Here is a 25,080-nt window from a genome sequence, read left to right on the forward strand (position 1 = left end):
ATTCAGTCGAATGAACATGTTCAAACATATAAGGCGTCCCTTACAAGAACTTATTATACAGGATGAATTCAATTAATCAAGAATATTTTTTGGGTTTTTGGATTCTTTTTTAATATAGTATGGATTGCCCAGTATATCGGTATTTACTTTCAATATTTTACAATTCTTTGGTACCAATCTTTTTAGGATTTGATTTTTTCCATATCCGTATACCGGCCAACTTTCATCCTCAGTTTTATATTTATACACCGGTTTAAGTTCGGCATACCCAATATTAGAATTATTTCTAGACCAGAAAAGCATTTCTACAATTTCGTCATTTTCACAATTTATAATTTGGATTCTATCTCTCTTATAAAGAGTAAACAGAAACTCAGACTCATCTGAAACCTGTTCACGCTCTTTTATTTCCAAATATTTGCTCATCTTGATTCCATACTCACCACCATTGAACTTCAAATCAGAATACTTAATACCCATAATTTCATATTCACCGGTCACACTATTGTAATACACATCAGTTCTCCACGGCTTCAGTGACTGTAATACAACATGCCTATCATTCAATGTATCCTTCGGAGTAATATCAATGTGAGATCCCAACTTCTTGTCTAAATACTTAAGTTGTTTAATAACAGGGCCTTTATTTTTATTAGAGTATTTCTGTACCATTCCATGTTTGCGACGATACAATTCAAATGGAGAAATATCCACAGATTTTACTTTACCATTAGTCATTACTTTATCAATTTTACTAGGATATTCCTGCATGATTTTTCTAAGTTCATCAAAGCTTTTTGGATCATGATGAGCCAACAGAAATTTATTTGGATCTTTATCGTAAATTCGTTTGAATTTGTTATACTCACTAACATCATAAATATTTTTGATTTTTCCCAAGACATAATCAGTTTCTTCTTTATCTTTATTCAACATTCCTTTACGTGTCGAATAAATTGTCGCATCACTTACCTTACGATTCATCTTCCTATCAACCTGATGCGAAAACTTAATCCGGTCATCAGCACCGTTCAGTTCTTCAATAAAACTGCTATACGGTAATCCGTAAAAGTCTTTTTTAAATTCAGTATCATTAAGAATCTCACCAGTTTCAATATCAACAGTATTTTCAGAGACATGCATGGGGAATAAACTGGCATCTTTTTTCCAAATTCTTAAAAATGGTGTCGCGGCAATTATTGATGCATCGATGGCGTGATGATGAAATGTATCACGTGTCTTATTGATATGCCAATGCTTGCGTAAATTAGAAGTAAACTTACCTCGGACGACAGTCACCTTAGTTCCGGTTTCTTTTTCCTTAAAGAACTCTTGCAAACTATTCAAAACCACTCTTGACGAATACTGAGTATCAACAAGGTTACGAGATATAAACCTTTTTCTGGTTTCAATATCACTAATATTTTCATCAAATAAATAATTTTTTCGTTTACCTTTTAACTTTGAATTCTTATTTACCATAGCCTTCATTTTTGCAAAGCCCTGGCCATGTCCCTCGTTCATAAATTCAAACGGTGTCTTTTGTCCTTTGATTTGATTCATATCAGCATAGCAAAGTGTCTTGTTATTAATACTGTCGTCAAATGAAATTGATTCTGGAATAATATGATCCACTTCAAATTTATTAATATTATTCAATAAGTCAAACGGTTCAATTACTTTGCCATTATATAAATCAATTCCATCTTGTTGATACCACAATCTAATCTTGAAATATAATTTACCACCATATCGTCTTAGTCCATCATCAACAGCATTCTTATTCCCAATTTTTTTAACAAACTCATTTATTGCTTCATCTTTTTGCTTATTATTTTCCTTTTGGAATTTTTCAATTTGTTTCTTCATTTCTTCTTCATTCTTATCACGAGGCATCTCGATAACCAGATAATCAATTTGACCATACTTCTTCATTACGGCATTAACAATTTTAAGAGCCTCACGAACTGACTTGGACGCTACCGGATTAAAAATATCCTTTGAGATTTCCCTATATGGCAAAAGTTTACAATTTTCAAATCTCTTACCTGAGTCTTTAATCAATCCCAGTTCTTGAATAAGAGTCATTTGTTCAACTGGTCGTCTGAACATTTCTTCGATCAAAACATTCATTGTTTTCAATGAGAAACGATGCCATTTATTATTGGAAGTAACGTCAAAACTAGATTTGTTATTAATAATAACTTGAATAAGTTCATCCGTTAAAAATGAATACTTTGGTTGCAACTTATTGACCATTTGTTTCCGAATTTCACCGTTCTCCGTATTCAAAGTTAATATTGGACTTAATTCATCAATAAATTCCGTTGGCCACTTAATAATATCCACATCATATTTCAATAAATCACGATGAACTTTTCGATAAACGGCCATTGAATGAATATCCGGTTTGTCCTTGCTATCCAATCTATAGCCTTTAATATCATCATCTTCACAACCGGCAACCTTTTTAATGATTTTCATTATAATTACATTGCCGATATTGTTTCTTAAATCTTCAACAATCTTTATTTTATCTTCCGTAGAAATTTTCCCGTTTTCATAACTAGAAATACGTAAATTATTTAAATCATTTAAGACATTAAAAACCTGTGCAGTATAAGATGCACCAGACGCACGTAACTCATCAGGATATATTTTGTCATGACCAATTAACTCTTCGAACAAATTATCCAAAGTTCTACCATCTTTCTTATAGATACCAAAATCAGTTCTAGATTTTTCGCTACCAGGTCCGACAAAATATTCTCTTTTACGTTCTAGAATTTCTAAATACTTAGTTTCAAATATATCCGTCAAAATATCAGGATAATATTGTTGTTGTGTTTGAATAATCTTTTTTGCTTCAGATACAAATGATTTGGTGGGGAACACATTCAACAATACTTGCATAGTGTCCTCATCCTCGCCATTGATCGTAACTTTTCCACGTACAGCTCCATGTACATTCAAGCGAGTAAGTTGTATTTCAGCTGGAGTCTTCGTCTGTAATTCCAATTGATTCTGATTCAAACTAGATGAGTAATCAGAACCATCGAAATCAGTGTCAGCATCTGCCAAGTCATAACTGATACCACGCCTTTTGACAATATGATACAAACTATTCACCAGTTCTTCTTTTGATAATTTCTCTGATAATCCTTTAACTCTCAATTCATAAGAATTTAAATTATTTTGAAAGTTATCAAAATAATTTTCTTTATCAAAATAATTTATTAATCCAAAAGTCTTAAATAGTTGAGCTACATCTTTACGACGTTGTTTCTTGCGATTACTTAGTCTTCTGGACCCTCGCATATCTCGACGAGTTTGATTCTCCGCGGAAACTGAACTATTGAATAGTCTGGCCCCTAACTCCAGTACTTTACCTTCTTGTGCATCAATTACACTAAAACCAACAGAAGCAACTCCAATATCTAATCCTAAGCTAATTTTGTTTTCCAAATTTCTTTATTCTCCTATTCAATAGTTCGAATATCATTTTTTATTTTTAAAATGATACTGACTAAATCCAATAAAATAAAGCAAAAAAGAGCTAATATATTGAGAAACAATCTCAACATATTAGCTCTTTAATTTTTAGTTAAAAATCCAAACTAGGATCAGAATTCAAACTCAAATCAGCAAAGTCACCCTTCTCATATTGAATCTGAGCAATGGCACCGATCATGGCAGCATTGTCACCACAAAGTCTTAATGGTGGGAATACTAATTCCATATCCATATTACGTTTTTCAATTTCTTCTTTCAATCTCTTGCGAAGTCCCTGGTTGGCGGCAACTCCACCAGCAACTACCAATTGACTAACTGGGTGTTGTTTCAAGGCACGGAAAGTCTTGTTACTCAAGATATCCAAAACAGCTCCTTGGAAACTAGCGGCCAAGTCATCTTTACTCAAATCTTCGTGTACTTGATCAGCATGGTGAACACGGTTGATGAAGGCGCTCTTCAAGCCGCTAAAACTGAAGTCCAAATTATCTTCTTGCACCATGGCACGTGGAAAGTTGAAGACATCATTACCCACAGCAGCCATTTGATCGACTTGCTTACCCGCAGGATAGTTGATTCCTAGCACACGGCCGATTTTGTCATAGGCTTCACCAACGGCATCGTCACGAGTATCGCCAAGTGTATGGAACTCACCTGGTGCTGTAACAAGAACTAATTCAGTGTGTCCACCTGAAACCAATAGTGCCATGAATGGGTACTGCAAATCAGTCACGAAGTTGGCTGAATAAATGTGTCCAGCTAAGTGGTTTACTTTGATCAATGGCAAGTTATGTGCGAAGGCAACCGTCTTAGCAGCCATGATTCCAATCAACAATGAACCAACTAATCCCGGTCCATATGTGACAGCGACCGCATCAATGTCGTCATAAGTTACCGCAGCTTCATCCATAGCTAACTCGATACAACGTGTGATCTCTTCAACGTGGTGGCGACTGGCAACTTCTGGTACAACTCCACCGAATCGTTGATGACTCTTGATTTGTGTAGCAATTATATTCGATAGTATTTCTTTCCCGTTCTTAATAATAGCCACACTTGTCTCGTCACAGCTACTTTCAAACGACATTATCAATGTATCTTTTTTCAAAATTTCTTCCACCTACAGATCCACCACCATCTCTAACGCATCATGGTGATTTCTAAAGTAATACTTCTCATGAATAGTTCTCGTTTTGAACCCAAATGCTCGATAAAGACTGATTGCGGATTCGTTCTCAATGTCTGCTTCAAGTGAAAGGGACGAAAACTCATATTTGCGACAGTAGTCAAACACTTGATTCAGGAATAAATGTCCAATTCCCAAATGCTGTAAGTCAGGCATGACAGCAATGTTAGTAATATGAGCTTCATTTTTATTTTTCAAGGACACTCCAATAAATGCCACACAAGCATCATTCTCAACTAGTGACAAGTACAGAGCATTTTTATTTCTCAACTCCATATCAACAATATCAGCGGGCCATGGAACTGGCTTAGGATAGACCGTTTCTTGAATACTCATAAAACTGCCAGTATCGTTTGGATCTGATTTGCGTAAGATGAAGTTTCTACCATCAATACTAACCGACTGTTGTTCGAAGGGATATTTGTCTACATGCCCTGTTGGCCAAAGTGTTTCCTTAAACTTCCTCAACATAGGAAATATTGCCGTCGTCCTTATGACCTTTTGCATACCAATCATGCTCTGCCTGCGTTAAACGCAAGTATGTTGGTACGAAACTATCGATATCCTTAACAGGTTCAGCGTGTTCGGCTAACTTGGCCAATTTTGTAGCATCTGGAAGACTATCTTCATCAGATATTATTTTGGCATGCGGATATTTCTCTCTAATCAAATCGGTTAATTTTTGGGTAGCATTAATGAACTCTAGTTGATCCTCATCGTAATCTTGCAACAACTCAAGTAACTTAGTCATTGTAATATGTTGATCTTCGACGACATTAACTAATCTTTCATGTTCATTAGAATATACACCGGCATATGCATTATCGTTTCTAGCATCCATCAGTGGGACCAAGAATCGATCATCCCCACCATCGGCAGCAAGTAATTTCAAACTAGAAATACCAACAAGCGGTTTGTCCAAAGTAAATGCCAATGTCTTGGCAACTGTAACAGCTATTCGAACCCCAGTATAAGAACCAGGGCCATCGGCAACAGCTATCCGATCTATATCATTCACTGAAAGACTGGCATCTGCCAATGAATCCTGAATGTCAGGCAAGAGTGTAACACTGTGAGTCTTATTTTCAGAAGATTCAACATGTGCGAGAACCTTACCATCTTCAACAACCGCAACACTTAACGGTTTATTAGATGTATCAAAAGCTAAAATTTTCATATAATCCCCTCGATCTTAATAGGAATATTTTACCACATAATTAGATTTAACAGAGAGTGGAGAAAGCCGGGAGATTCTGAGCACTGCCTAAGATAGTGAAGGTGCCAACGTAGTTGGTGCGTTTGCTATCTGTAGCAGGCGCAGGAATCTGGCTTTCGTAACTCGTTTTAAACAGAGAGTGGAGAAAAACACGTAAATACACAAACAAAAAAATCGACCACTAACGGCCGATTCTGTTAAATCTCGAATTACTGATCCATTTGAGAACAAAGTATAACAATCCTGTTTGATAAACCAAACTAAATAGTTCTTTAACAATTCTTGGCACTAACAATGTCCAATATGGCAAGTTAGTCATCATTTGGATCCACAGTGTATTCAATCCCGTATTGACAATAACCGTGATCAAAAATACCGCTACAAAAGTTCTCAAGATCGTTACCTTATGATTATATAATACAAAACCATAGATAAGACCTGCTACTAACGCTGAAAATGTGAAGCCCCAGAAGAAGCCTCCTGGTGCTGGCATTACAACGTTACTGATAATATCAGCAACCACATTAGCGATTGCCGCCTTATATGGTCCGAAGTAATATCCCATTAGTCCTATTGCAATGAAGCTGAAGCCGACCTTCAAGGTATTGCTACCGATCGACAACTTACTCAACACCATCTGCATTGCAATTAATAAAGCCATCCACGTCATTTCGTGGACACTGATAACACGACTGTTCGTATTCATAACGACATCTCCTTGTAGGAGCTGCCACAGCATATAACTAGAGGCTAATAAAATTAACTAACTATATAAAGTGACGAATGCGGAAACAAAATCGCAAGCAATAGCTCTTCGTCCGGTGTTCACATTCCGTTCCGCCGGCACTTTACGCTTTGAATCCTACCCCAAAAATATTTTACTTGAACATATTACCACAGGTCCCTCTTAGCATCTATCGATTTTGCTCATAACCTTTTTCATACAAAACTATAATTATTTTTCTTCCCAAGTAATCTGGGCAACGGCGTTCAATTCCCCGTCACTCTTGATCCAATGAGTCGTTACTAAGGTATCAGAATCGATTTTAGCATAAACTTCTGGTTCACTATGAATGTTCAATTCTTTGTCATACTTAATATCCATACTCTTGGCACGATGCTTTTCGACGAATTCGATCCCTAGTGAATCGACCATCCAATCGAAGTAGTAGGAATTATTCACATGGCGATTAACATCAATATTGTAATAACCGATGTGCTGACCTTTTTTAATATCATAATCTTTTGGTTCACGTAATCTAGCAAACCGTTTGATCTTGGTAATCTCTTCCGCACCGAACACGTCTGTTAATTTTTCAGCAGCGCTGACCATCTTACGAGCCTTCACATCAATAATAACGAAGGCACTTGAAAGGTCGACCATACGATTGCCGTCCAAGTCGTCGATCCAAAAATCACGATAGAAGAAGTACTTATTATAGCTCGTTGCACGGGTACTAACTTTTAATTTTTGGCCAAGTGTTGGCATCTTCTTAATGTCCATGTGATATTGAACCACGACCCAGCCGAGTCCGCGTTGTACCATTTCAGAACTATCTGAATCCGACTCGTGCAATTGTTTCTCCGAGATCAATAACATTGCATCAACTAACGAAGATAGGCGCATATCGCCGGTTAAATTTGCAAAATAAAATGGAAATTCTATTTCCTGTGAGTATATTTGTTCTGCCACTTTATTCTTCCTTCCCAATTCCATGGTATAGATTGTAAACAATTTGTTTACGTAGATCATTTTGGCTGGCTACTTCTTTGATTGCTTTATTAGGTTTCTCACCTGACTGTATCAACAGATCAATTGAGTTGATAATTTCAGAGTCAGACATATCATCGACCTCTTCAATTTCCTTACCTGATAAAATCAAGACGTATTCACCCTTAGGATCATTCTCTTGATAATATTCAATAACTTGATCAATTGTTCCGCGAAGGAAAGCTTCATGAATCTTGGTCAGTTCTCGAGCCAAAGTTATTCTGCGGTCACCGCCAAAGTATTGCTTCAAATCTTCCACTGTCTTGACGACACGATATGGTGATTCATAAATGATCGAAGTCTCAGCCCGTTGTGACAAGTTCTCCAACGCTTCAGTCCGCTCCTTACCCTTACGAGGTAAGAATCCATAGAAGTAGAATAGCTGTGGTTCGATGCCTGAGGCAATCAATGCTGTAGTGGATGCACTAGCACCAGGTAGTGGGACAACGGCTATATCAGCTTCGATAGCCGCCTTGACTAGCTCCTTACCGGGATCGCTGATCGACGGCGTTCCTGCATCGCTAACTTGAGCAATATTGATTCCATCATTCAGCTTTTCGATCAACTCAGGAATTCGCTGAGCTGTATTGTGCTCATGAAAGCTGATCAAATCCGTCGTGATATCAAAATGACTCAATAAAAATTTTGTATTTCTCGTATCTTCAGCTGCAACTAAATCTGCATCTTGCAAAGTTTTGACAGCTCGAAAGGTCATGTCATCTAAGTTACCAATTGGCGTTGGCACTAAAAAAAGGCAGCCTTCGAATTATTAACAAAACTCCTTTGTTCATTCATTCAAAATGCTCCCTTACTTATTTTTTATTTGGTTTACTGTGATTCCCGTAAATTACCCCGAGACAGAAAACACATTCCTCGTTTTCCTTACGATGAGAACCATAAAATTGTTGGCACACGTGAAAGCCTTTGTGATACAGCTTTTCTAAGTTCAAGCGTGAAGTAGGCAATTCACTTTCGTTGAAACTTTTATCCTCATAACCTAATTTTTCTAATTGTTTACGAAGGTTATGATTCTCCATCTTGAGTTCTTCTTTTTCTTCTAGATCTTTGGATAGTTGCTCCTTGAGTGCATCAATTTGACCACTCAAACTACCTAATTGATTCGAGATAGATTCAAACTCATCATACAAATCCTTTTCTGCCATTGTTTCACCTACTAACTAACAAATTTTAATGACAAATCCTCTAAAATTGCTTGAAATGCTACATTACTTTTCCACATTTCCTCAGCTTTAAATAATTCATCCGAAAAACTAACGATCTGTTGAATACTCTTATTTGAAAGAACATCTTCTTTAATAAGAAGTGATTTATCTAAATTGTACCTAATTGATAATATATCACTAAACATCTGATTCATCATATCAAAAACTAAATGTTGGTGATCCTTATTCTCTACCAAAGGCATGATATCAGTCTGTACATCTATAAAACTATTTATTTTTTTCTGATTGCACTCTTTCATCCAAACAACCAAAGCTGATGATAACTTCTGATAATCTTCACCAGTCGTGGCTTGTAAAAATTTAATATCAGAAACTTTTAATGCTGCTTTTGCTTGTTCATCTTTATAACCTAACTCTGCCAAACTAGCTATTTCTTCTTCATTACTCTTATTAGACAGGTGAAAGGTTTGCACACGCGATCTAATCGTCTGAAGCAGTTGCTTAGCTGAATCCGCCAATAAGATCATCATCAGATTACCTTCTGGCTCTTCAATAGTCTTCAACAGGTTATTACTTGCGGCGTTGGTCATCTTCTCTGCTTCATCAATAATCAAAATACGACGGCTGCCTTGAGTTGCTGTCATACTAGCTTCTTTTTTAAAATACTTAATATCATCGACACCGATACTATTCTTGTCAGTTCTTATCTCCAACACATCGGGATTATCACCCAAAGCAATGGTTTGACATTTTTGACAAGTTTGATCCGGCATCCCATCCTGCAAATTCTCACAGAACTGGCTTTGAGCTAGCCAAATAGCAACTTGTTGTCTGATCTTAGAAGAAGCACTATCAATCAAATAAGCGTGCGACAACATATTAGACTGAATAATCTTTTGAAATTCACGCAGTACTCTAGGCTGCTCTTCTAGTAAATTTTCCATTTTTAAAATCTTACAAATTTATCCACAGGTAGGATAAAACAAGTAGCTCCCCCAACTTGAACTTCGATTGGATCATTGATTCCTGCAGCTTCAGGTAACGCAAATGTTGAAGTAACAAACTGTGTTCTTGTATGGCAAGTTTTCTTGATAACTTCAAGCGCATCATCAACTTTGTCATCTTCGACACCAATAATAAAAGTCGAGTTACCAGCCTTTAAGAAACCACCGGTTGAAGGTAATCTAGTTGCACGAAAATCGGCTTTTACGAGGTGTGTTTGTAATTGTTGGCTATCTTTGTCTTGAACGATTGCTAAAATAACTTTCATTTTATTTTCCTCCATTGAATACATTTGGAAATCTTTTAATAATAACATCTAATGCATCAGAAACAACTTTTTCTGGTTTCTGATCTGCGTTGATACTCTTTATTCTATCAGGATTGGCAGCTAATAAGTCAAGATATGAGTCGTGAACACGTTGGTGAAAGCTCAAAGCCTCTTGTTCCAATCGATCCATTGCACCCTCATGATCCTTACGAATCCTTGATAAACCAATTTCTGGTGAAATATCAAAATAAACCGTCAAATCTGGTATAGTTCCATCGATAGCAAAATCATTGATTTCTGCAACTTCTTTCGTACCGATTTCACGACCGCCACCTTGATATGCAATTGAGCTATCAACAAACCGATCACTCAGCAATACTTTATTAGCGGCTAATGTTGGTCTAATCACATCAATGACATGCTGTCTACGTGCAGCTGCGTATAATAAAGCTTCAGTTCTATCATCCATTTTCTCATCGTGAACAGCTAGAATAATTTTTCTGATCTGCTCAGCTATCTCGCTACCACCAGGTTCACGCGATTCAACTATCTCTTTATTGGTATGTTCTTTTAATAATGGAACCAACGCATTTAATGCGGTAGTTTTTCCAGCCCCATCTGGGCCTTCGAATGATATAAAAATCCCTGACATTTAGTATTCTCCCTTTTAATGCATTGGTTCTATTTTACTTGATATTGTTGTTTGGGTAAACATGTATTGAAAAAGCCGTTATCTACTTTTGTAGGTAACGACTTTGTTTGTTGGTTTGTGGTTCTAAAACGAGTTGCAAAGTGACAAACCACTGCGCTTACTACGGATAAGTGAGAATGCCAAAACCGCATTATCACTTATCCTAGGTAATGCTCATGGTTTACCGTCACTTTTCCACTCTCTACCAATGCTTCTCAGCCCGACTTGGTTGCTTCAAAAATGTATCTTCATCACCAAAAATAATATCAGTCGTATGTTTGGCCTGAGCCTTGCGGCGTCTGGCTTCTAAGTACAAGAACTGATACTTGGCCCGATCTATTCTCAAATTCAGTCGTGCTTCATCGGAAACTTCGAGCGAATTGTTCATCAGATGCTGTGCATTACTGATTTGTTGCTGTATGCCATGAATGCTATCCATCAATCGATCATTTTCGATCTTTTCAACACTAGCTTTTTTTCTACCAAACATGTTAGATCTCCCTGCGACCTAGAACGGCACTCTTCAGAGTCATTTCGTCGGCATATTCAATGTCAGAGCCAACGGCTAATCCATGCGCTAATCTAGTTACTTTTATACCTGCCGGTTTTACCAGTTTGGCTAAGTATTGCGCTGTTGCTTCTCCTTCTGGAGTTGCATTCGTAGCAATAATCAATTCTTGAACTTTGCTGTTTTCACGCAAGCGATTAAGCAGTAGTTTGATGTTCAAGTCTTCCGGACCAACGCCATCAACTGGAGATAATACTCCACCCAACACGTGATACAAACCATTGTAGCTGTTCATATCATCTAGTGACATTATATCTTTTGGTTGCTCTACAACAAGGATCGTTGATTGGTCGCGATTCTTGTCAGTACAGATCGAACAAACTTCATCTGTCGTAATATTTCCACAGATCTTACAGAACTTCAAATCGTTCTTAGCAGACATGAGATTGTCGGCAAATTCTTGCACTTGACTCTTATCCATGCCCAATGTAAAGAATGCCATTCTTGTCGCTGTTTTGCGACCGATTCCTGGCAACATCATATAACTATCAATTAATTTTGAAATTGGCTCTGGATATCTCATTGATTACATCATCCCGTTTGTGTATTTACCTAACTTAGCATCTTTATCTTTGTCGACCTTAGCCATACCATCATTCAATGCATCGATAAGCATATCTTGCAATGTATCAGGATCGTCAGGGTCAATAATCTTTTCATCGATTTTAATATCTAATATTTTTTTATCACCATTCATTTTAACAATTGCAAAGTCGTCAACTGAATGTCCTTCATAATCTGTTTGGCTTAATTGTTCTTGAGCAGCAGCAACTTCTTTTTGCATCTTTTGGGCTTGGCGCATGATATTGGCCATGTTTCCGCCCATTCCACCCATATTTGGCATTCCTTTACTCATAACTATTTCTCCTTTTAATCGTCTTTAACTTCAACCACACCATCGTTGCCGAACAACTTCATAGCTTCATCGACAGTAGGATCAGTTTGTTTCTGTTCTGACTTAGATTTTACATTTTTACTATTACCAGAATCAATATTATTTGCAATGTATTCTTTACGAATTTGTGGCCATTGTGCCTTTGGAACCAAGACAACCTGGCAATCTTTCTTCAATAACTTGCCAACATTGTTAGTCAATTCATCTAAGAAACCATCTTGAGCTGTTTCAAACCACATTTCATAGTCGAATGCGACAACAATTCCTGCTTCAGAAGCCGCAACTGGTTCAGAAATACTCATGATCGAACGTTGTGTGATTGATAACATACTCATCAAATCAGGCCAAATATCCTTGGCTGTATTAAGATCATTCTTCGTAGCACTTTCCAAAACTTGATAAATTGCTGTCTTGTTGAGGTGGGTACCCTTTTTATTATTACGTTTAGGTTTGGTAACTGTTTGTTGATTACCATTATTTTGGACTTGTGGTTGATTTGATAACTGCTTGATCTCTTGTTTTAGACTAGCAACCTCGTCCCCCAATTGATCAACACGTTGGTTATCAACCGGAGTTTCCACAGGTTCTTGATTTGGTACAGCAGATATCTTCTGCTCAACCTTAGGTTCACTGATCTTCACAGTCAGGATTTCCATATAAACATCCGTCTGATTAGAATTTTTCAGATTCTTCTGCGTGGCACTGACTTGATCAACAATATAAAACAATCTCGTATTATCAAACTTGTCAGCAATCGCCAATAATTCATCCGTCATAACTGACTTATCCATCTGTTGAGATAGATCAGAATTAGAATTGTACAAAATCAAATTACGACAGACACGAATGATCATCTCGGTAAAACGCATTGCTGAACGACCACTAGCAAGAATCTGATACAAACTAGTCAACGCATCAGCCGGTCTGTTTTCAGCAATGGCTGTCATATAAGATACGATCTGCTCATTACTCAATGCACCAGTAACTTCTTGAGCGTTCTTTAAGGTCAACTCATCATCACCATATGATAAGGCTTGATCCAAAATACTCAAAGCGTCACGCATTCCACCTTCAGCTGAAGCCGCAATAATGTTTAGGGCTTCTTCATCATACTTAACATTCTTATCATCCAAGATGTAAGTCATACGTTCCAAAATATCCTGACGTGAGATTCTTCTAAAAGTAAAACTCTGTGTTCTAGAAATAATCGTTGCCGGAATTTTTTGTGGTTCCGTAGTAGCCAAGATGAACATAACATTAGCCGGTGGTTCTTCGAGTGTTTTTAGAAGCGCATTGAATGCACCTTGAGAAAGCATATGAACTTCATCAATGATATAAACTTTGAATTTAGCTTCAGTTGGAGCATATTTTACTTTGTCACGAATATCACGAATCTCTTCAACACCGTTATTAGAAGCGGCATCGATCTCGATCACATCATTCAAACGATTCTCATTAGCTGCCTTGCAGATCTCGCACTCATTACAAGGTTCACCATCATGTGGATTCAAGCAGTTAACAGCCTTCGCCAAAATCTTGGCACAAGAAGTCTTACCAGTACCACGTGGTCCACTGAATAAATAGGCATGACTGGTCATATTACTTGCGACCGCATTACGTAAGGTCTGCGTGATAACGCCTTGACCAATTACATCCGAAAAAGTTTGGGGACGCCAAACTCGATATAGTGCTTGATATGCCATATTTCCTCCTTGCTTTAACACAGTACTTAAATTTTACCACAAAAAACAACTTTGTCTGACCGTTTCTCTTCCACTCTCCAAATAAAAAAACTCCTAATCAATTAAGATTAGGAGGCTAATATACATAACAAAAGGCACATGGTACAACTCACTTAGTGCTGCTTTCTTCCGAACCTGACACGATTCACAAGAGCACCATTGCCCTAAGGCCTTTCGGCACTAACTATAATACTATAAATCTCGAATGAATGCTACTTTTTACGGCGGATTTCTCTAAAGAAATTACGTAACAAGTCTCCAGTCTCTTGTTCCTTAACATTGGCTAGGACTTCTGGCTGGTGATTGTAGCGCGTCTCGGTCAGCAAATTAACAATTGATCCAACTGATCCAGCCTTAGGATCGCTGGCACCAAAAATAACTTCTTCGATCCGACTATTGATGATAGCACCGGCACACATTGGACAAGGTTCCAGTGTAACGAACAAACTAGTATGTTCCAGGCGCCAACTGCCAACCGCCTTACAAGCCTGCTCAATGGCAATGATCTCCGCATGTTTGATTGCATCTTGGGTCTCTTCACGTTCATTAGATCCGCGACCAATAACCTCACCCGTTTGATTATCGACAATAACACAGCCAATGGGAACTTCCGCACGCTCTTTTGCTTGCAGAGCCTCTCCAATTGCCTGATCCATGTAATTGTTTATTTGTTCTTCCGAAAAAATCATATAACTAAACCAACTTACTTCTCAAAATATAATAACCTTTTTCACGAGTAACGATTTCCACGTTACCATATGTTGCATCCATCAATTTTTTAGCTGAAGGAGCCCCTTGTTTCTTTTGGATAACAATCCATAATTCACCGTTAGCAACTAAGTGCTCCTTTGCCCCACTGATAATTCCTGAAACAACATTCTTACCTGCTCTAATAGGTGGATTAGAAATAACCAAAGCATACTTGTCAGAAATTTTTTCATACATATTCGATTCAAAAACATTTACGTTCTTAATTCGATTTGTTTCAGCATTTTTCTTTGCGAGATCCATCGCACGTAAGTTAACATCTGTCATATCAACTGAACGACCTGTTTGTTCCTTGGCGAGAGATAATCCGATGGGACCATATCCACAGCCAACGTCTAGAATATTCCCTGCCGGAACCTCATCAAAGCTGATTGCTTCGATCAAGACACGTGAACCGTAATCAACTGTTTGTCGCGAAAACACTCCTGCATCTGATGTAAAAGTTAAATTATTATTTCTCAAAGTAAAATTAAAATCTTTTAGTTCATGTTCCAGATCATCTGAATTTTCAAAATATTGGTTAGCCATATTTGTTTCCTTTCTAAAAAAGCAAAAATGAGGGTAAAAAAAAATCCTCTTACGAGGATTAATTTTATCATAATAAACTTATAAAAGGTTATTACTTCAATGTAACTGTTGCGCCAACAGCTTCAAGTTTTGTCTTCATATCTTCAGCGTCAGCCTTAGCAACGCCTTCCTTGATAACCTTAGGAGCGCCGTCAACTAGGTCTTTTGAGTCTTTCAAGCCAAGTCCTGTGATACCACGAACTTCCTTGATAACCTTAACCTTTTCTTGACCTGCTTCTGTAAGTTCAACATCAAATGAATCCTTTTCAGCAGCATCGTCGCCACCAGCAGCAGCACCTGCAGCAACAGGAGCAGCAGCTGTAACGTCAAATTCTTCTTCGATAGCCTTAACAAGGTCGTTAAGTTCTAGAATTGAAGCATCTTTTAAATCATCGATAATCTTTTGTGTATCTAAAGCCATTTTAATGTCCTCCGAATTATGTTTGTTTTTTAATTAAGCAGCTGGTTCGTCGTCTTTCTTTTCAGCAACAGCTTTAACAGCCAATGCGAAGTCGCGAACTGGAGCTTGTAATACAGATACCAACATAGATAGCAAGCCATCTCTGTTTGGTAGTGTTGCAAGTGCTTGAATTTCTTCAAGTGTAGCAGCTTTGCCTTCGATGATTCCACCCTTGATTTCAACGGATTCAACATCTTTAGCATACTTAGCAGCAACTTTAGCAGGTGCAACTGGATCTTCCTCAGAATAAGCGATAGCTGTTGGGCCAACGAAGAATTCTTCTAGACCTTCTAGTCCAGCTTCTTCTGCTGCACGTCTCAAGACAGTGTTCTTGATAACTTGCATAGTAGCACCTTGCTCACGTAATTCAGCACGCATAGCAGTAGCTTGTTCAACTGTAAGACCTAAGTAATCAACAACGATAACTGACTTAGCGCCTTTAAGATTAGCAGCAACTTCTGTAACGAGTGCTTCTTTTTGTGATAGTTTTTCTTGCTTCATTATTACGTTTCACCTCCACAATTTATTTTAGTTAATTCTACAAATTTCGGCTTAAAAATAAAAATCTCTGCGCCCGAAAGACACAGAGATTAATTAACAATCTTCTGGCCTCGGCAGGATATTAAGATTCACATCACCTGAGTCTTCGGTAGAAATCAACTATTGTACATTATCATTATTTTGGTTATTAGTCAACATTAAGCGTTGATTTTTAGACCAGGGCCAAATGTTGATGTCATATTAACACTAACAATATAGTTACCCTTTAATGATGCAGGACGTGCCTTTGCGATAGTTTCGTAGAATGCGTCAAAGTTAGCAGCAATCTTGTCAGTATCGAATGACAACTTACCAATAGGTGCGTGAATCAATCCGTTAGGATCTACACGGTAAGTAACTTGTCCAGCCTTGATATCATTAACAGCCTTTGTAACATCCATTGTTACAGTACCTGTCTTAGGGTTAGGCATCAAACCTTTAGGTCCAAGTACACGACCTAAACGTCCAACTTTAGCCATCATTGGTGGTGTTGCAACAGCAACATCAAAGTCCAACCAGCCGTCTTGGATCTTTTCAACAAGATCATCAGAACCGACGATGTCAGCACCAGCAGCTTCAGCTTCTTTAGCTTGTGCACCTTCAGCAAAAACGATAACCTTTTGTGATTTACCTGTTCCGTTAGGTAGAACAAGGGCACCACGAATTTGTTGATCAGCTTGTTTTGGATCTACGTCCAAGTTAATAGCAACCTCAACAGTTGCGTCAAATTTTGCGTAATTTACTTTTTTAAGTAATTCAGCAGCTTCTGTAGCAGTGTAAGTCTTATCCTTATCCACTTGCTTCATAGCTTCAATATATTTTTTTCCATGCTTAGCCATGCTAAGTTCCTCCTTGCTTTGTGGTCTATTGGGGATTTTCCCCTCCCACTTGTTAAGAATACTTTCATATTCCTGTAAACTGCTTATTGTCTAGTCTTCTACTGTAAAGCCCATACTTCTTGCAGTACCAGCAACCATACGCATTGCAGATTCAACACTTGCAGCGTTTAGGTCTTTCATCTTGGTTTCAGCAATTTCGCGAACTTGGTCGTTTGAGACAGTGGCAACCTTGTTCTTGTTAGGTTCGCCAGAGCCTTTTTCAACGCCAGCAGCCTTCTTCAAAAGAACTGCTGCAGGTGGTGTCTTTGTAACGAAATCGAATGAACGATCTTCGTATACAGAGATAACAACTGGAATGATCATTCCTTGTTGATCTGCTGTACGAGCATTGAAGTCCTTTGTAAAGGCAACAATGTTAATACCAGCTTGTCCTAAAGCAGGACCAACTGGTGGAGCTGGAGTAGCCTGTCCAGCAGGAATTTGTAATTTTACTACGTTAGCAACTTTTTTAGCCACGGTGCATACCTCCTTAATCCGTGATGTGGTCATATTGAGAATTTAAATTTTCTCTCCCACATGTATGTTCAAAAAACATACCGTATTATAGTAGCACGGATCTTACCCTTTATCAATATAATTTATTATTTTTGTACATCGCTGAAATCAACTTCAGCACTAGTCATACGGCCAAACATATCAACGTCAACCTTGATCTTGTCATGATCTTCGTCAATTTCAGTAACCTTACCTGTCATGTTGGCGAATGGTCCGTTAACAATAGTTACGTTTTCACCAACTTCGAAGTCATTACCAGCTTTGACGCTGATACCAAGGTCATCAAGAATATGATCGATTTCTTCTGGTAATAATGGTGCCGGCTTACTTCCTGAACCGTGACTTCCAACAAATCCTGTAACACCAGGTGTATTACGAACAACGAACCATGATTCGTCACTCATAACCATTTCAACTAATACGTATCCTGGGAAAGTCTTTTTCATTTCTGTCTTTTGTTTACCATTTTTTGTTTCTGTTTCTTCTTCTTCAGGTACTACTGCTCTGAAAATATAGTCTTCCATACCCATTGATGAGGCACGTGATTCCAAATTTTCCTTAACTTTATTTTCGTATCCTGAGTAGGTATGCAAGACATACCATTGTTTGTCGCCAGCTTCAGCCATAATTTCCTCCAAAAATCAAAATAAAAAAACCTCGAACAAAGGTCGAAGTTTTCTTTCGTTACTCAAATAATATCAAATTATCTGTATACTTACAATCTTATTTGCTTCCCATTACAAATTGTTGGAGCAATGTTACTAGTCCCCAATCAACAGCGGCGAAGAAAATAGCATACATCAAAGATGTAGCAACAACAGTCCATGTATCACGTCTGTTTTCCTTTGCAGTAGGCCAAACAACCAATTTCATTTCTTTTTTTACACTACCAAAAAATTTAAATAATTTCATTTAGTCCTCCAGATTAGCGTGTTTCTTTATGCAATGTGTGCTTACCACAATGCTTACAAAATTTTTTAACTTCGAGGCGTTCTGTACGGTTCGGATTCTCAGAAATCGTGTAATTTCTTGATCCACAAACGCTACAAGCTAATGCTACTTTTCTTAATCCCATGAGTTTCTCCACATTCTATGCAGTTTATATCTCATACATTATAGATTTTAAAAGCACAAAAGTCCATGACAAACAGATGACAAATTATAAATACTCCACGATTTTGAGTCTACACCTGTTGATAGCACGATTCAATTGTCTGGAATCACACATGGCAATATCGCACGCCATCTGCATTTTTATTTCTCCTAATAAAAATTGTAATGCAATCAATTCCAGTTTGCTCAGCTCTGCGACCGCCTGTTCCAGTCGACTCGAAGTATCTAGTAAATGAACATAGTTTCTAACGAATTCATCAGAATTTTCCTCATTTATTATTTGTTCGTAAGAACACGCCAATTGATTGGCCTGCCGTTTAACGGTATTTTCTTTTCTGACAATATCAATAATATGATTTTTAAATTTAAGTTTAAAGAAGCTGCCAAATTTGGAACCACTTGCTCCGTCAAAGATACTACATGTGGCATAACAAATGATTAATGCTTCTTGGTACCAGTCATTCTGATCATATAAACCAATTTTGTACTGGCCATACATATTCTCGATCATCGGTCGATATCGGTCAACCAACGACTTCAATGCGGGTGAATCCTTATCCTCCTTTACCGACTTTATAAGTTTAATTTCTAGATCATTCATATTTTTGGGCCCCATTCATAATTTATTTAGAATGGTTTTCCTATTTAAAATTATCACGTATCGTATGCCGTTTTATAGCGAACATTTGTTTACAAAAACTTCGTTTGATAATTACAATTTTTATCTATGAAAACATTCTTATACCAAAAAAGGACTTCATCAGTTATCAATTGATGAAATCCTTTTCTATAATTATGCGTGTCGTGAAGCAAATGCTTGGTACAACAAGACACCTGTCGCAACACTGGCATTCAAACTTTGAACGTGACCAACCATTGGTATACTCAAGGTTTGATCAACTTGTTTGAGAACTAGTGGTGAAACTCCCTTACCCTCATTACCAATTACAAGTGCGACTGCACCCTTGGCATTCCAAGTACGGTAATTGTCACCTTCCATAGCTGTTCCAAAGACCCAGACATTTTCTTTCCTAAGATCATTGATCGTATTAACTAAGTTAGTCACACGGACAACAGGAACGTGTTCAATGGCACCTGTTGAAGTCTTAGCGACAACTGAAGTCAATCCAGTAGAACGGTGCTTAGGAACAATAATTCCGTGTACACCGACCGCATCGGCGGTTCTTAGGATCGAACCCAAGTTATGTGGATCTTCAATTCTATCCAAGATCAAAATAAAAGGATCTTCATTTTTCTTCTTAGCTGCCTTGAAAATATCATCTAATTCTGCATATTGATATGGAGCAATATATGCGGCCATCCCTTGATGATTACCGCCATTACTAATATCGTCCAACTTATTCTTAGGAACTTCTTGAACAATCAGCTTACTACGCTTGGCAAGTTCGATGACCTCACCAATATGAGCGCTCTTAAGTCCTTTTTGAACCAAGACCTTATTCACACGTTGACCAGCTGTTGGTGATTTCAATAGTTCAACTACTGAATGATGTCCAAAAATTAATTCTACTTCATCATCATTATCACGATCGTTATCGTTATCGCGCTTATTATTTGAATTCTTCTGCATCAGTTTCCCCCGATTCTACTTTGTCGATACACCATTGTGCAAGTTCGGCTACACGGTCTTTTTGCCCACTGACGTCCAAATAACCAAATAGTGCTTCAAAGCCTGTGGACATATGATATGTCACAACACTTGTATTTTTAGCCTTAGTATATTTCTTAGCATTACGTCCGTTCTTGTAGATACGGATTTCATCTTCTGATAAGGCATTCTCATCCATCATTAATGTGATCAAAGCCGCTTGTGCCTTGGCTGAAACATAATGTGTCGCCTTGTTTTGTAACTGGTTGACCTTGGTGATATCTAAGTCTAACAGATGCTCACGAATGAATACTTCGTAAACAGCATCTCCCAAATAAGCCAATGTCACACCGTTTAATTGTTCGATCTTAACCATCTATATGCCACCGTGTTCCTTGTGGAGTATCTTCCAAGATAACTCCCATTTCCTTTAATTTATCGCGCAATTCATCACTCGTTGCAAAGTCCTTGTCGGCACGAGCTTGATCACGTTTTTCGACCATTGCTTGAATTTCTTCAGACAAATCTTCTTTTTCACCGAATTGAATTCCAAGTATACCTGATAAACTTGCTAATTGCTTCAAAATATATTGAGCACTGTCAGCATTAACGCTGTCCTGTGCACTATAGTTGTTGGCCAATGTAACGAGTTCAAAAATCTCAGTTATTCCATTCTGAACGTTGAAATCATCATTCATAGCCGTCTTAAACTTGTCAGCAATGGCATCTACCTCTGACTTAACATCGTCAGCAGGACCATCAGCATTGTCTAATCTGAAACTCAAATTATTATAGGCTGTCTTAATTCTTTCATAATTGTCAGCAGCCTTTTGCAAGTTAGACTTCGAATATTCTAGTGGTCGACGATAATGAGTTGAAGACAAGAAGAATCTCAGCACTTGTGGATCAATATCCTTGACCATGTCATGAACCGTGACGAAGTTGCCCAGTGACTTGCTCATCTTCTCATTATTTTCAACTGTGACAAAGCCATTGTGCATCCAATAATTAACAAACTTCTTGCCAGTCTTAGCTTCACTTTGAGCAATTTCATTCTCATGATGAGGGAATTCAAGATCTTGCCCACCACCGTGAATATCAAACGTATCACCGAGATACTTAGTCGACATAACTGAACATTCAATATGCCAGCCGGGACGACCTTCACCCCAAGGTGAATCCCATTTAATCTCACCTGGCTTGGCTTTTTTCCATAGAGCAAAATCGATTGGATCTTGCTTCTTATCGAACTCAGTCTCACCAACGTGTTCACTAGCACCTTGAACTAATTGATCGATATTTTGATCTGACAATTCACCATAATGTTTGAACTTACGAGCACGGTAGAAAACATCCCCATCTGACTCATATGCATAATCTTTATCAACTAAGTCAGCGATGAAATCAACGATTTCTTTGATATTCTCAGTTGCACGTGGATTGACTGTGGCACGTTGAACATTTAACTTATCAATGTCTTCGAAGAAGGCCTTGATGAACTTATCAGCTACTTCTGGCACAGTGATATTCTCACGGTTAGCTTCTTTGATCATCTTGTCATCAACATCAGTAAAGTTGGAAACAAACTTAACTTTATATCCTAAATATTCAAGGTAGCGACGCACCGTATCAAAAGCTACGATGGAACGTGCATTACCAATATGAATGTAATTGTAGACAGTCGGACCACAGACATACATGTGAACCTCGCCTGGGTTTAGTGGTTTAAATTCTTCTTTTTCACGTGTTAGTGTGTTGAATATTTTGAGCATATATTCTCCTTTCTACAAGAAAAAAGAGATTGAGGCAAAACAAAAGTTTTCCTTCAACCTCTTTTTTAAGATATGTAATTTTTATTTCATTTGACTCAGTGTCTTATCAATATTAGCTAATGACTTTTCTTTACCGATCAATTCAATAGCTTCGGCAATTGCTGGACCATGCATTGTACGCGTAGCAGCAATTCTGGCTGGCATGTAGAGTTTTCTACCCTTAACACCAGTATCAGCACGAACACCTTGAATAGCAGCCATGATTTGTGTAGCTGTGAAACGGTCAAGTTTTTCTAACTTACCACGTAAGTCTTCGATAGCCTTACGTGAATCGTCATCAACAAGTTCTTTTTGTTCATCACCAGTCAAGACATCTGGTTGATTGAAGAAGATGTCTGATAGTTCAACGATTTGTTGTGTATATGACATTTGTGGCATATATAATTCTGTTAAGTGTCTTACCCATTGAATAGTGTTTGTATCTGGATCGGCTGGAATACGTTTGCCTTCGATAAGGTTCTCGAGTACCAAGTCAGTGATTTCACTAACGTCGGCAGTCTTAACGTATTGGTTGTTGACCCATTCTAGTTTCTTTTGGTCAAACTTAGCAGGTGACTTGCTCAAACGGTGTTCATCAAAGATCTTGATGAATTGCTTACGAGTGAACAATTCTTCTTCACCAACTGGTGACCATCCTAGTAGTGTAATGAAGTTAAACATAGCTTCTGGTAAGTAACCCAAAGCACGATATTGTTCGATGAATTGTAGGATAGATTCATCACGTTTACTTAGCTTCTTACCAGTTTCAGTATTGATGATAAGTGTCATGTGACCGAACTTAGGAGCTTCCCAACCTAGGTCTTCATAGATCATCAATTGTTTTGGAGTGTTGGCAACGTGGTCATCACCACGAAGAACATGACTGATTTCCATCAAGTGGTCATCAATTACAACGGCAAAGTTATATGTTGGCATTCCATCACGTTTTTGGATAACCCAGTCTCCACCGATCGTATCTGAATCGATCGAAACCTTACTCTTAACGATGTCATCCCATTCGTAAGTCTTACCCTTTGGAACATGAATTCTGATAACTGGAGTCAATCCGGCATCTTTTGCTTCTTGAATCTTAGCTGCCTTTTCTTCTTCACTCATACCAGCAAATTCATACTCATAATGAGGCATTTCACCGTTGGCTTCTTGTTCTTCACGCATCTTTGTAAGCTGTTCTTCAGTCAGATATGATTCGTAAGCTAGACCTTTATCAAGCAATTCTTGGATGTATTTTTGGTAGATATCTTTTCTTTCTGATTGACGATATGGACCGTAATCTCCACCAACATCTGGACCTTCATCCCAGTCAACGCCTAACCATTTAAGGTTTTCTAGCTGACTTTGTTCTCCACCTTCAACGTTACGCTTTGTATCTGTATCTTCGATACGGATTACAAAAGTACCTTTGTGACTTCTTGCGAATAGGTAATTGAAGATAGCTGTTCTAGCATTACCAATGTGTAAATGTCCTGTTGGACTTGGTGCATATCTCACACGAATTTTATTATCTGACTTGTTTGCCATTTCTACGTTCTCCCCTTTTATTTCTAGAATTGTTCTTAGAATTCTTATTGGCATTATTTGAATTCTCTTTAGAACTATTCTTCTTATTACTATTGTTACCTGTGTTGCTTTGGATACCATTCATTGAATGCTTAGGCTTAGCAAATATCATTTTACCAGCATCGGTTTGCAATGCACTAGTTACAACGACATCAACCGACTTGTCGATGAAGTACTTACCATCTTCGACAACGACCATTGTACCGTCTTCTAGATATGCAACACCTTGTTCTCGTTCAGTACCCTCTTTAATTACTTTAACAGTCATTGTTTCGCCTGGCAAAACCATCGGTTTCAAAACCTTAGCTAATTCATTGATGTTAAGCACTTGAACGTTCTGAAATTCACTTACCTTACTTAAATTATAGTCATTAGTCAAAACAGCGCCACCTATTTCTTTGGCTAATTTAAGTAATTTCATATCAACTTCAGGAATATTATCATAATCACGTGTAGTTGTCTCGATATTGATGGTTGTATCCATCTTCATCTCATTTAAGATATCAAGTCCACGGCGACCACGTTCACGCTTCTGATTGTCACTAGAATCAGAGATAAGCTGAAGTTCGTGAACAACGAAGTCTGGAACCATGATCTTACCTTCGAGGAATCCTGTCTGTGCTAATTGATGGATACGTCCATCAATAACAACTGATGTATCAAGGATCTTGTATGGATAAAAGTCTTTCTTGGATGAACGACGCATGATCTCACCATCGTAATCCATATCCTTCTTATTGTCTTCTGGTTCAGTCGCCTTACGCTTGGTAATTGAAAAGCTCTTCCAATCATTACGACGACTAGTTCCCATTCGAAAACCTAAGAATCCAAAAATTATCATCAAGATAACCGGAATGATATTAGCAAACCAATTATGCATCATATAGAAAGGAATCGAAATGATGTTTGCTAAAACCAATCCTCCAATTAAGAATACTGAACCAAAAATAATCCAACCCGGTGAACGAGAATTCAGATATTTTTCGATTCTAGTATTTAAATCCGTGATGGGTTTAATAAATAGGAACGACAGTAAATAAAATATAATTAATCCAATAAGTCCGTTAACATAGCCGTTATTTAATAAACGCACACTATCTAATCCTGCAACGATCCACAATGCTGGCAACAGCGTAACGCCGACTGCTAAGCCAAACAATGCGAAGACTGCATTAATAATATATTTTCGCATATATAAATATATACC

The 25,080-nt window shown here is 37.8% G+C and carries 30 protein-coding genes, 1 other RNA gene, 1 riboswitch and 1 other annotated feature; all 31 genes read right to left on the reverse strand.

Annotation, left to right across the window (positions count from 1 at the left end):
• Positions 1-72: 72 nt before the first annotated feature.
• Entirely contained in the window at positions 73-3,465 is a 3,393-nt protein-coding gene (gene cas9 / locus JCM14932_RS03900) for a type II CRISPR RNA-guided endonuclease Cas9 (RefSeq protein WP_025023723.1), read from the reverse strand.
• Between the two features lie 139 nt (positions 3,466-3,604).
• Positions 3,605-4,597 carry a tRNA (adenosine(37)-N6)-threonylcarbamoyltransferase complex transferase subunit TsaD gene (tsaD, locus tag JCM14932_RS03905; RefSeq protein WP_034542576.1) on the reverse strand — a complete coding sequence of 331 codons (993 nt, stop codon included), beginning with the start codon at positions 4,595-4,597 and terminating at the stop codon, positions 3,605-3,607.
• 33 nt (positions 4,598-4,630) lie between these two features.
• A complete protein-coding gene (gene rimI / locus JCM14932_RS03910) occupies positions 4,631-5,167 on the reverse strand; it encodes a ribosomal protein S18-alanine N-acetyltransferase (RefSeq protein ID WP_025023725.1) in 537 nt (178 codons plus the stop codon).
• On the reverse strand, positions 5,151-5,873 hold the full coding sequence (gene tsaB, locus JCM14932_RS03915) for a tRNA (adenosine(37)-N6)-threonylcarbamoyltransferase complex dimerization subunit type 1 TsaB (protein ID WP_025023726.1): 723 nt from the start codon (positions 5,871-5,873) through the stop codon (positions 5,151-5,153). Before tsaB ends, rimI begins: the two co-directional genes overlap by 17 nt.
• Before the next feature lie 220 nt (positions 5,874-6,093).
• Positions 6,094-6,618, reverse strand: coding sequence for a folate family ECF transporter S component (locus JCM14932_RS03920; protein WP_025023727.1), 525 nt, complete (start codon positions 6,616-6,618; stop codon positions 6,094-6,096).
• A 69-nt stretch (positions 6,619-6,687) separates the two neighbouring features.
• A riboswitch (THF riboswitch) is annotated at positions 6,688-6,784 on the reverse strand.
• A gap of 83 nt (positions 6,785-6,867) precedes the next feature.
• Positions 6,868-7,605, reverse strand: a complete 738-nt coding sequence (locus tag JCM14932_RS03925) for an acyl-[acyl-carrier-protein] thioesterase (protein WP_025023728.1) — start codon at positions 7,603-7,605, stop codon at positions 6,868-6,870.
• Between the two features lies 1 nt (position 7,606).
• Positions 7,607-8,398, reverse strand: a complete 792-nt coding sequence (gene rsmI, locus JCM14932_RS03930) for a 16S rRNA (cytidine(1402)-2'-O)-methyltransferase (RefSeq protein WP_155832072.1) — start codon at positions 8,396-8,398, stop codon at positions 7,607-7,609.
• A 97-nt stretch (positions 8,399-8,495) separates the two neighbouring features.
• Positions 8,496-8,846, reverse strand: a complete 351-nt coding sequence (locus JCM14932_RS03935; RefSeq protein ID WP_025023730.1) for an initiation control protein YabA — start codon at positions 8,844-8,846, stop codon at positions 8,496-8,498.
• 11 nt (positions 8,847-8,857) lie between these two features.
• Complete coding sequence (locus JCM14932_RS03940; RefSeq protein ID WP_025023731.1) at positions 8,858-9,811, reverse strand: DNA polymerase III delta subunit-related protein; 954 nt, start codon at positions 9,809-9,811, stop codon at positions 8,858-8,860.
• A gap of 2 nt (positions 9,812-9,813) precedes the next feature.
• Positions 9,814-10,137, reverse strand: coding sequence for a cyclic di-AMP receptor DarA (gene darA / locus JCM14932_RS03945; protein ID WP_025023732.1), 324 nt, complete (start codon positions 10,135-10,137; stop codon positions 9,814-9,816).
• A gap of 1 nt (position 10,138) precedes the next feature.
• Positions 10,139-10,789 carry a dTMP kinase gene (tmk, locus tag JCM14932_RS03950; RefSeq protein ID WP_025023733.1) on the reverse strand — a complete coding sequence of 217 codons (651 nt, stop codon included), beginning with the start codon at positions 10,787-10,789 and terminating at the stop codon, positions 10,139-10,141.
• A 241-nt stretch (positions 10,790-11,030) separates the two neighbouring features.
• Complete coding sequence (locus JCM14932_RS03955) at positions 11,031-11,318, reverse strand: YaaL family protein (RefSeq protein WP_025023734.1); 288 nt, start codon at positions 11,316-11,318, stop codon at positions 11,031-11,033.
• 1 nt (position 11,319) lies between these two features.
• Positions 11,320-11,919, reverse strand: a complete 600-nt coding sequence (recR, locus tag JCM14932_RS03960; RefSeq protein WP_025023735.1) for a recombination mediator RecR — start codon at positions 11,917-11,919, stop codon at positions 11,320-11,322.
• Between the two features lie 3 nt (positions 11,920-11,922).
• Positions 11,923-12,231, reverse strand: a complete 309-nt coding sequence (locus JCM14932_RS03965) for a YbaB/EbfC family nucleoid-associated protein (protein ID WP_304515674.1) — start codon at positions 12,229-12,231, stop codon at positions 11,923-11,925.
• Between the two features lie 35 nt (positions 12,232-12,266).
• Positions 12,267-13,994 carry a DNA polymerase III subunit gamma/tau gene (gene dnaX, locus JCM14932_RS03970; protein ID WP_025023737.1) on the reverse strand — a complete coding sequence of 576 codons (1,728 nt, stop codon included), beginning with the start codon at positions 13,992-13,994 and terminating at the stop codon, positions 12,267-12,269.
• Positions 13,995-14,119: 125 nt separating this feature from the next.
• Positions 14,120-14,202, reverse strand: an RNA gene (ffs, locus tag JCM14932_RS16250) — signal recognition particle sRNA small type.
• A 43-nt stretch (positions 14,203-14,245) separates the two neighbouring features.
• Positions 14,246-14,722 (reverse strand): nucleoside deaminase, encoded by a 477-nt coding sequence (locus JCM14932_RS03975; protein WP_025023738.1) that lies wholly within the window; start codon positions 14,720-14,722, stop codon positions 14,246-14,248.
• 4 nt (positions 14,723-14,726) lie between these two features.
• Positions 14,727-15,329, reverse strand: a complete 603-nt coding sequence (locus tag JCM14932_RS03980) for a class I SAM-dependent methyltransferase (protein ID WP_025023739.1) — start codon at positions 15,327-15,329, stop codon at positions 14,727-14,729.
• A 91-nt stretch (positions 15,330-15,420) separates the two neighbouring features.
• Positions 15,421-15,789 carry a 50S ribosomal protein L7/L12 gene (rplL, locus tag JCM14932_RS03985; protein WP_025023740.1) on the reverse strand — a complete coding sequence of 123 codons (369 nt, stop codon included), beginning with the start codon at positions 15,787-15,789 and terminating at the stop codon, positions 15,421-15,423.
• A gap of 33 nt (positions 15,790-15,822) precedes the next feature.
• Entirely contained in the window at positions 15,823-16,329 is a 507-nt protein-coding gene (gene rplJ / locus JCM14932_RS03990) for a 50S ribosomal protein L10 (protein WP_025023741.1), read from the reverse strand.
• A gap of 49 nt (positions 16,330-16,378) precedes the next feature.
• Positions 16,379-16,496 (reverse strand) — a sequence feature (ribosomal protein L10 leader region).
• Between the two features lie 30 nt (positions 16,497-16,526).
• Positions 16,527-17,207 (reverse strand): 50S ribosomal protein L1, encoded by a 681-nt coding sequence (gene rplA / locus JCM14932_RS03995; protein WP_025023742.1) that lies wholly within the window; start codon positions 17,205-17,207, stop codon positions 16,527-16,529.
• Positions 17,208-17,297: 90 nt separating this feature from the next.
• Positions 17,298-17,723, reverse strand: coding sequence for a 50S ribosomal protein L11 (gene rplK / locus JCM14932_RS04000; RefSeq protein ID WP_025023743.1), 426 nt, complete (start codon positions 17,721-17,723; stop codon positions 17,298-17,300).
• A 125-nt stretch (positions 17,724-17,848) separates the two neighbouring features.
• On the reverse strand, positions 17,849-18,388 hold the full coding sequence (gene nusG, locus JCM14932_RS04005) for a transcription termination/antitermination protein NusG (protein WP_025023744.1): 540 nt from the start codon (positions 18,386-18,388) through the stop codon (positions 17,849-17,851).
• Between the two features lie 97 nt (positions 18,389-18,485).
• Positions 18,486-18,674: a preprotein translocase subunit SecE gene (gene secE / locus JCM14932_RS04010; RefSeq protein WP_025023745.1), complete on the reverse strand. Its 189-nt coding sequence runs from the start codon at positions 18,672-18,674 to the stop codon at positions 18,486-18,488.
• Between the two features lie 13 nt (positions 18,675-18,687).
• Positions 18,688-18,837, reverse strand: a complete 150-nt coding sequence (gene rpmG / locus JCM14932_RS16255) for a 50S ribosomal protein L33 (protein ID WP_076613567.1) — start codon at positions 18,835-18,837, stop codon at positions 18,688-18,690.
• Between the two features lie 84 nt (positions 18,838-18,921).
• Entirely contained in the window at positions 18,922-19,476 is a 555-nt protein-coding gene (locus JCM14932_RS04015) for a sigma-70 RNA polymerase sigma factor region 4 domain-containing protein (protein WP_025023746.1), read from the reverse strand.
• Between the two features lie 192 nt (positions 19,477-19,668).
• A complete protein-coding gene (gene rlmB, locus JCM14932_RS04020; RefSeq protein ID WP_025023747.1) occupies positions 19,669-20,466 on the reverse strand; it encodes a 23S rRNA (guanosine(2251)-2'-O)-methyltransferase RlmB in 798 nt (265 codons plus the stop codon).
• A complete protein-coding gene (locus JCM14932_RS04025; protein WP_025023748.1) occupies positions 20,447-20,860 on the reverse strand; it encodes a Mini-ribonuclease 3 in 414 nt (137 codons plus the stop codon). Before JCM14932_RS04025 ends, rlmB begins: the two co-directional genes overlap by 20 nt.
• Positions 20,853-22,256 (reverse strand): cysteine--tRNA ligase, encoded by a 1,404-nt coding sequence (cysS, locus tag JCM14932_RS04030; protein WP_025023749.1) that lies wholly within the window; start codon positions 22,254-22,256, stop codon positions 20,853-20,855. Before cysS ends, JCM14932_RS04025 begins: the two co-directional genes overlap by 8 nt.
• Positions 22,257-22,337: 81 nt before the next feature.
• The gene (gltX, locus tag JCM14932_RS04035; RefSeq protein ID WP_025023750.1) at positions 22,338-23,834 is read right to left on the reverse strand and encodes a glutamate--tRNA ligase; all 1,497 of its coding nucleotides are present in this window, start codon (positions 23,832-23,834) and stop codon (positions 22,338-22,340) included.
• On the reverse strand, positions 23,815-25,065 hold the full coding sequence (locus tag JCM14932_RS04040) for a PIN/TRAM domain-containing protein (RefSeq protein ID WP_025023751.1): 1,251 nt from the start codon (positions 25,063-25,065) through the stop codon (positions 23,815-23,817). The genes gltX and JCM14932_RS04040 overlap by 20 nt, the downstream gene beginning before the upstream one ends.
• Positions 25,066-25,080: the final 15 nt, after the last annotated feature.

Origin of the sequence: Companilactobacillus nodensis DSM 19682 = JCM 14932 = NBRC 107160, from assembly GCF_000615905.1 — a bacterium.
Taxonomy (GTDB): Bacteria; Bacillota; Bacilli; order Lactobacillales; family Lactobacillaceae; genus Companilactobacillus; species Companilactobacillus nodensis.